The 4,206-nt window shown below is 69.2% G+C and carries 7 protein-coding genes; 5 read left to right on the top strand and 2 right to left on the bottom strand.

The window, feature by feature from the left end:
* Positions 1-219 precede the first annotated feature (219 nt).
* Positions 220-651, top strand: a complete 432-nt coding sequence (locus ACFWMR_RS39040) for a pyridoxamine 5'-phosphate oxidase family protein (RefSeq protein WP_378382044.1) — start codon at positions 220-222, stop codon at positions 649-651.
* Positions 652-737: 86 nt separating this feature from the next.
* Positions 738-863, top strand: a complete 126-nt coding sequence (locus tag ACFWMR_RS39045; RefSeq protein ID WP_378382045.1) for a hypothetical protein — start codon at positions 738-740, stop codon at positions 861-863.
* 51 nt (positions 864-914) lie between these two features.
* Here ACFWMR_RS39045 and ACFWMR_RS39050 read toward each other — a convergent pair whose 3' ends face one another.
* The gene (locus ACFWMR_RS39050) at positions 915-1,052 is read right to left on the bottom strand and encodes a DUF3072 domain-containing protein (protein WP_244199772.1); all 138 of its coding nucleotides are present in this window, start codon (positions 1,050-1,052) and stop codon (positions 915-917) included.
* 174 nt (positions 1,053-1,226) lie between these two features.
* On the opposite strand from ACFWMR_RS39050, the gene ACFWMR_RS39055 reads away from it, so the two are divergent.
* Positions 1,227-1,979: a maleate cis-trans isomerase family protein gene (locus ACFWMR_RS39055; protein ID WP_378382046.1), complete on the top strand. Its 753-nt coding sequence runs from the start codon at positions 1,227-1,229 to the stop codon at positions 1,977-1,979.
* Here the strand turns inward: ACFWMR_RS39055 and ACFWMR_RS39060 are convergent.
* Positions 1,969-2,775: a SigB/SigF/SigG family RNA polymerase sigma factor gene (locus ACFWMR_RS39060; RefSeq protein ID WP_093935669.1), complete on the bottom strand. Its 807-nt coding sequence runs from the start codon at positions 2,773-2,775 to the stop codon at positions 1,969-1,971. The genes ACFWMR_RS39055 and ACFWMR_RS39060 overlap by 11 nt on opposite strands.
* A gap of 128 nt (positions 2,776-2,903) precedes the next feature.
* Between ACFWMR_RS39060 and ACFWMR_RS39065 the strand changes: the two genes are divergently transcribed.
* Positions 2,904-3,281 (top strand): VOC family protein, encoded by a 378-nt coding sequence (locus tag ACFWMR_RS39065; RefSeq protein WP_378382047.1) that lies wholly within the window; start codon positions 2,904-2,906, stop codon positions 3,279-3,281.
* Between the two features lie 95 nt (positions 3,282-3,376).
* Positions 3,377-4,159 carry an ANTAR domain-containing protein gene (locus tag ACFWMR_RS39070; RefSeq protein ID WP_378382048.1) on the top strand — a complete coding sequence of 261 codons (783 nt, stop codon included), beginning with the start codon at positions 3,377-3,379 and terminating at the stop codon, positions 4,157-4,159.
* Positions 4,160-4,206 lie beyond the last annotated feature (47 nt).

Raw genomic sequence — 4,206 nt, forward strand, 5'->3', positions numbered from 1 at the left:
GGGCCCCCGCGCCCCAACACCCTGGTGGGGTCACACCCCCCCCCCAATTTGGCCCCCCCCCGACACTCGAACCCGGCAGAGCGGTCGACCGCATGCCTGCCTCCGCCACCGTCGCGGAAGCGGCTTCCACGCCGAGCCAACCCGCCACTAAGTAGCCAAAATCGCCCGATGGGATTGTCGGACTTGAGGCCGCCGCACGCCCGGGGTCTAGTTTCCGCCATGTCCACGACCGATGTCTCCGCCCTCGCGCGGACCACACTGGCCTCACACCAGTCGCTGTACCTCGCCACCGCCGGCGAATCCGGCCCCTGGGTGAACGGCGTCTTCTTCGCCGAGTCCGATCTGTTCACCCTCGTCCTGGTGCTGGAGCGACGGGGCCGCACCCTCGCCGCGCTCCGGGACAACCCGGTGGCCTCGGTCATCGTCTCCACCGGCTCGCCCGCCGACCCGTTCCTCCAGGCGATGGTCCGCGCCGAGATCCTCGACGGCGAGCGGGCCGAGACCGCCCGTGAGCTGCTCGTGACGAAGGTGCCGTACGTGACGCCGTTCCTGGACACGCCGATCGAGACCGTCCAGCTCACCGTGGAGTCCTGGCGCGTCACCGACATCCCCAACGGGATGCTGCCCGGCAAGGAGCTGGCGGCCGTCTGATCCGCTTGTGGCGCGGGTCACGGAATGACGGGCGATCTTCAGCGCTACAGAGAGGTAAGACCCGTTCCGTACCTCTAGGGAGTGACATGTCCGCTACCGCCACGCCGGAAGAGACCACGCTGGCCGTCCCCGCGCTGAACGACTTCGACTTCCCGCTCACCGACGGTGCCGCCTGCCGCATCGACGACCCGGACTGCGAAGCCTGCCAGTGAGCGTGCCGTGAGTTGCGGTTCGGGCCGGGACCCGAACCGCCGCTCACCGCGTCAGTCCGTACCGCGGCCGGTCTCGCGCTGCAGCCGTTCGATCTGTTCGGACGCCTCCGCCTTGGTCAGCTCCCCGGGTGGCTCCTCACCCGCTTCCTGCGCGAGCGTCCGCAGATACGACCGTTGCGGTCCGGTCATCGGCTCGTCGCCGGTGGTCCATTCCTCAGGGTCCTTCTCGGGGTTGAGCCGGGGGCCGTCCACCACGACGTGGTCCTTTCTCTCGGTTCACTCGCGCGGCTCCTGATACCCCTTCCACGGCGTGCTCACACCACCGTCCGGTGTGAGCGGGGACTCGCCGGGTACCCGTCCGGCATGCGCTCCGGACCTCACATCGGCCTGCTCTACCCGACCCGAGACTGCGGCGAGGACGATTTCCTCGCGCTGGCGGCGAAACTCGACCCCGGTCTCGTCGTGGACTTCGCGTACGTCCCGTGGGGCGAGAAGATCGGCCGGCTCGAAGACCTCGACCCGGCAGGGAAACACGAGGCCGTCCGGGGACTCGGCGAACCGAACCGGCTCGCCTCCGCCGCCGCGCGGTTCGGCGAGCGACCGGACGTCGTCAGCTGGGCTTGCTCCAGTTGCAGTTTCACCCGCGGACTCGAAGGCGCGCGCGAACAAGCCCGCGTGCTCGGCGATCGGCTCGGGGTGCCCGCGAGCAGTACTTCCTTGGCCTTCCTCGGCGCGCTCGCCCACCTCGACGTCGGCCGGATCGCGCTCGCCTCCGTCTATCACCGCGACACGACAGCGAGTTTCGCCGGCTTCCTCGCCGAGGCGGGTGTCACCACCGTTCACTCGGTTTCGGCCGACGCGCCCTCCGATCGGGCCCTCGCCGCCTGGGACCGCGACCGCGTCACCGAACTCGCGACCGCGGCCGACCACGCCGACGCCGAAGCGCTGCTGATCCCGGAAACCGCCCTGCACACGACACCGCTGCTCGAAGACCTCGAGACCGCTCTCGGCAAGCCCGTCCTGACGGCCACGGCCGTCACCCTCTGGGACGCCTCACGTGCACTGGGCACACCACCGACCCAGCCTCACCTGGGCGAGTTGTTCGCTACGCGTTGAGCTTTCCGCGCAGGTCCTGAAGGATCTTCGTGAGCAGACGGGACACGTGCATCTGGGAAATCCCCAGACGCGCGGCTATCTGCGACTGGGTCAGGCCGTCGAAGAACCGCATCACGATGATCGCCCGGTCCCGTTCCGGCAGCCCCGCCAGCAGCGGGACCACGGTGTGGCGATCCTCGATGAGCTCGAACCGGGAATCCAGCTCCCCCACCACGTCGGACAGGGGAAGCGTGCCCTCGCCCTCGTTGACCGGCTTGTCCAGGGACGACGTCTGATAGCTGTTCGCGGCGAGCAGGCCTTCCCGGACGGTGTCGACGTCCACTTCCAGGTGAGCGGCGAGCTCGGACGGGGTCGGCGCGCGGCCGAGGGTCTGGGTCAGGTCCGTGGTTCCCCGTGAGAGCCGCGTGCGCAGCTCCTGCATCCCGCGCGGGACGTGCACCGCCCAGCCGGTGTCACGGAAGAAACGCCGCACCTCGCCCATCACCGTCGGCACCGCGTAAGCCAGGAAGTCGCCGCCCTGTCCGGGATCGAACCGGTCGACTGCCTTCATCAGCCCGATCCTGGCGACCTGGATCAGGTCTTCCCTCGGCTGACCGCGTCCGCTGAACCGCACGGCGATGTGTTCCGCGATCGGCAGAAGTTCGAGGATCAGGCGTTCACGCAGCCTCCGCTGCTCCGGATGGCCGTCGGGCAGACCCGCCATCTCTTCGAACAGGGGGCGGCAATGCGAGTAATCGTCGTTCCGCCGCCGCGTCCGGACAGCCGGGCGGTCTTCCAGCAGGGAGGGTGCGTTCATCGATCGCTCACCTGTCCCTTTCGGACCGTCATCGCTCTTCTCCTGTCGCCGCGCCCCGGATACCCGGCGGGCGGACGCGGCAAACATCGAACCCGCGTCGTGGGCTCGGGGAGCGTTATCCTCGCCCCATGGCCTGCCGTATCACCGAACTCATCCTCGACTGCGCCGATCCGGTCCGGATGGCCGCGTTCTGGTGCGAAGTGCTCGGATACGTCGAAATCGGCAAGGACGGCGAAGACGTCGAGATCGGCCCGCCCGGCACCGGGTTCGGCGGCCCGCAGCCCACCCTGATCCTGAGTCGCAGCGACGACCCGAAGCCCGCCAAACTCCCCCTGCACCTCGACGTGAACCCCACCGACCGCGATCAGGACGCGGAGCTGGAGCGGCTGCTCGCCGCCGGTGCGAGGTCTGCCGACGTCGGCCAGACCGGGGAAGAGTCCTGGCATGTCCTCGCCGACCCCGAGGGGAACGTGTTCTGCCTGCTGCGCAAGCGAGTCGACCCCTGATCCACCGTCCACATCGGACTATTTCGACCGTCGATTGACGGCGGGTGTCACTGGGTAACCGATGAGGGAAACGGCACCCTACAGGAGGGTCACTGATGGCGGACGAAGGACTCTGGCGGCGTGACAAGGCCGAATTCGGCGCGGGCGGTGACGCGTCAGCGGGCCCGCTGTCCGAGCAGTTCGTCGAGCTCACCCGCCTGCTGCTGGCCGCCTCGACCCCGGCCCAGGTCCTCGAACAGGTCATCGACGCCGCGTACCGGGTGGTGCCGGGCGCGGATCTGGTGTCGGTCACCCTCCGTGCCCCGGACGGGACCTTCCACACCCCGGTGTCGACCGGTGAGGTCGCCCTAGAGCTCGACGAGGTGCAATACCGCGCCGGGACCGGCCCTTGCGTCGATGCCGCCGACAGCGGAAGCCCTGGTTACATCCGCAGTGAAGACCTGGCGGCGGAGAAGAGGTGGCCGGACTTCTCCGAGGCCGCCGTCCGGCACGGTTACCACGCGATCCTGTCCACCGTGCTGGTGCCCGACGCGGAACCTCCCAGGCTGCCCGGGGCGCTGAACATCTACAGCCACCGCACCGGCGCTCTCGACTCCCTGGCTCAGGACACCGCGCTGCTGCTGGCCACCCACGGTTCACTCGCCCTGGCGAGCACCGGCGCCGTGAACCGGGCCGAGCTGGAGGTGAACCATCTCCGGCGGGCCGTCGAATCCCGCGACGTCATCGGGCAGGCGAAGGGGATCCTCATGCAGCGACGCGGCCTGACCGCCGACGAGGCCTTCGACCTGCTTCGCCGCACCTCTCAGGACCTCAACGTCAAACTCGCCGAAGTCGCCCGCACCCTCGCGACCCGGCACACCGAACTCGACACCCCCTGAAGCGCGTGAAGGCCCCCTTCCTCCGGCTCAGCCGAGGGAACTCGACC

The organism is Amycolatopsis thailandensis (assembly GCF_042723255.1).
Classification (GTDB): Bacteria; Actinomycetota; Actinomycetes; order Mycobacteriales; family Pseudonocardiaceae; genus Amycolatopsis; species Amycolatopsis thailandensis.

What these genes read in the sequence shown, in the direction of transcription:
- ACFWMR_RS39040 (WP_378382044.1), top strand. Translation starts at nt 220, where the DNA reads ATGTCCACGACCGATGTCTCCGCCCTCGCGCGGACCACACTGGCCTCA.
- ACFWMR_RS39045 (WP_378382045.1), top strand. Translation starts at nt 738, where the DNA reads ATGTCCGCTACCGCCACGCCGGAAGAGACCACGCTGGCCGTCCCCGCG.
- ACFWMR_RS39050 (WP_244199772.1), bottom strand. Translation starts at nt 1,052, where the DNA reads ATGACCGGACCGCAACGGTCGTATCTGCGGACGCTCGCGCAGGAAGCG.
- ACFWMR_RS39055 (WP_378382046.1), top strand. Translation starts at nt 1,227, where the DNA reads ATGCGCTCCGGACCTCACATCGGCCTGCTCTACCCGACCCGAGACTGC.
- ACFWMR_RS39060 (WP_093935669.1), bottom strand. Translation starts at nt 2,775, where the DNA reads ATGAACGCACCCTCCCTGCTGGAAGACCGCCCGGCTGTCCGGACGCGG.
- ACFWMR_RS39065 (WP_378382047.1), top strand. Translation starts at nt 2,904, where the DNA reads ATGGCCTGCCGTATCACCGAACTCATCCTCGACTGCGCCGATCCGGTC.
- ACFWMR_RS39070 (WP_378382048.1), top strand. Translation starts at nt 3,377, where the DNA reads ATGGCGGACGAAGGACTCTGGCGGCGTGACAAGGCCGAATTCGGCGCG.